Annotated in this window: 3 protein-coding genes; 2 read left to right on the top strand and 1 reads right to left on the bottom strand. The window is 36.1% G+C overall.

Annotated features, from left to right (window positions below):
• The coding region (locus F560_RS25410; protein WP_019007858.1) for a transposase at positions 1 to 221 on the top strand (221 nt) is incomplete at its 5' end.
• A 7-nt stretch (positions 222 to 228) separates the two neighbouring features.
• Here F560_RS25410 and F560_RS25855 read toward each other — a convergent pair.
• On the bottom strand, positions 229 to 387 hold the full coding sequence (locus F560_RS25855; protein WP_019007857.1) for a hypothetical protein: 159 nt from the start codon (positions 385 to 387) through the stop codon (positions 229 to 231).
• Positions 388 to 1103: 716 nt separating this feature from the next.
• Between F560_RS25855 and F560_RS24055 the strand changes: the two genes are divergently transcribed.
• Positions 1104 to 2099, top strand: a complete 996-nt coding sequence (locus tag F560_RS24055) for an AAA family ATPase (protein ID WP_019007856.1) — start codon at positions 1104 to 1106, stop codon at positions 2097 to 2099.
• Positions 2100 to 2146: the final 47 nt, after the last annotated feature.

Here is a 2146-nt window from a genome sequence, read left to right as displayed (position 1 = left end):
CCAACCCGTTAGAGCGTTTAAACCGCGAAATCCGCCGACGTTCAGACGCAGTAGGAATCTTTCCAAATCGGGAATCCGTTATCCGACTGATCGGTACCATCTTAATCGAGCAGCAAGATGAATGGACCGTTGCACGTCGTTATTTCAGTCTCGAATCCATGGCCAAAATCGTCAATGGGGAGCAAGTTCCTCTTGCATCCACCACACTCTTGCAGAAATAAATCTGGGTCACTCGGTAGAAATCAATTTTACACCACTTGACGGGACGCTTCCTTTTTTCGCTTCATCGCCTGGATAACCTTTTTGCTGCAGTTCTTGTATTACCGCACCTGCATATTGCTTACGCATCATCCGCTTCATCATCCGCCGATTGGTCGTCACTGCCATAAATTGTCCACTCCTTTCGATCCAGCGTTCTGGAAAAACATTCCTGTTCAATTTATAGTATCCATCAAAGTGTCAAATTTCTATTCAGGAGTATACAATCTGATTACTTAGTTCCAGTCCGTACAGTCTTTTTCATGTTCAATGAAAATTCAGTAAAAATAAATTATTTGATTGTGACTGTGATCTACTGAGGCATTTCGAATTTGAAAATCATCAACTTTTGAAAAATAAGTACTGCCCGTCATTCAATTCAAATAAAAAGACATCGTTGCGCTCAAACCTCGTAAATGGAATATCTGCTATTTTGTTTTTTTACATTGATCAATTTAATGGACTGCTGAAGTAAATTTTTTTCTTTAAGCACTATCAAAGTGATTCAGTTAGGGCCTAGGCAAAAAGAATTATTAGAAAATTGTAAAGTATATTAAATTCGTGAAAAGAACTGTAAATATTTGTTGAGTCAATTAGGATACAAGTAGGAAAAAAATACTTTTTGTCGAATAACCAAAGTAATTTACTGGGAGCTAGGTACAATTTCACATATGATCAAACATTGGTTCACCTGCTTGCTGCAGAGTTATTTACACGTTCGACATGCATGCTTAATTTCGGTAAAAGTTTACCTTCGTCATAAGTACAAAATAAAGTTAAATACCAACTATGTGGTAGGGCATCGGGTCACATGAGAAAAGTGAAGTAAGAGAGGATGAACGTTTATGTATATTTCACAAATAAGTATACAGAATTTCCGAAACTTTAAAGGTAATAATGTCATCGAATTTACCGAAGGTCTGAATGTAATCATTGGTCATAATAATTCCGGTAAGTCCAACCTTTTAAAAGCGTTGGATCTTGTCTTAAATTTTGGTTCACCTAAAAGATTGTCTGTTGATGATTTTAATAAAGATATAAGTATTAAAGAATTAAAGAAGCAATCTCCTAAAGTCACTATTACCGTAACATTCACAGAGTCTAAAGGAGAAACAGAATACTCTGAAGATTTAGTAACAGTGTCCACTTGGTTAGTGAATCTTAAAAGTCCTTATCAGGCACAGTTGACTTATGTATTTTATTTGCCTGAAAAGGAAGAAGAAGATTACAAAAAGGCAATGGCTAACTTGGAATCGGATGACATTGATGATTATTGGAAGGAAATTCAGCACAATTTTCTGCGAAAATACAAGTTTAATATTTACGGCGGCAGACCCGAATTGAAACAACCAGCTGATCCTGAAGCTTTGAAAAAAATAGATTTTCAGTTTTTGGATGCAGTTAGGGATGTAGAAAGAGATCTATTCACCGGAAAAAATTCCTTATTGCGAGAAGTTTTAGATTTCTTTATGGATTATGAAATAAAAAGTGATACTTCCAAATCGAAAGAAGAGCAAAAAGAAGAAATTACCCGAAGAAAGAAACAATTCTCATCTGCAGCAAGCGAATTAATAAAGCTTTTGCAGGGAAGAATGGAGCAAGGCAAAAAAGAAATGCTTAGATATGCTAATAATACAGGAGCTTCCTTCGGTAATACTGTGCCTGATTTTGACGGCCATATATTAGATTCTGAACTATACTCAGCGTTGAGGTTAATCGTAAGGCATGAGACGGGAATCACGATTCCAGCTACACATAATGGATTAGGTTATAACAATTTAATCTATATATCTCTCCCACTATTATTTAATGTTTTCTCGCGTTTTCTCACTCGTTCTTAGATTTTCAACCATCGACCATCCTGAAAGATGGATAAGTCATGTAGCTA

It is taken from the genome of Cohnella laeviribosi DSM 21336 (assembly GCF_000378425.1).
Taxonomy (GTDB): Bacteria; Bacillota; Bacilli; order Paenibacillales; family Paenibacillaceae; genus Cohnella; species Cohnella laeviribosi.
This window is presented reverse-complemented; position numbering and strand designations above follow the sequence as displayed.

Coding starts and splice junctions, on each gene's coding strand:
- F560_RS25855 (WP_019007857.1), bottom strand. CDS start 387: ATGGCAGTGACGACCAATCGGCGGATGATGAAGCGGATGATGCGTAAG.
- F560_RS24055 (WP_019007856.1), top strand. CDS start 1,104: ATGTATATTTCACAAATAAGTATACAGAATTTCCGAAACTTTAAAGGT.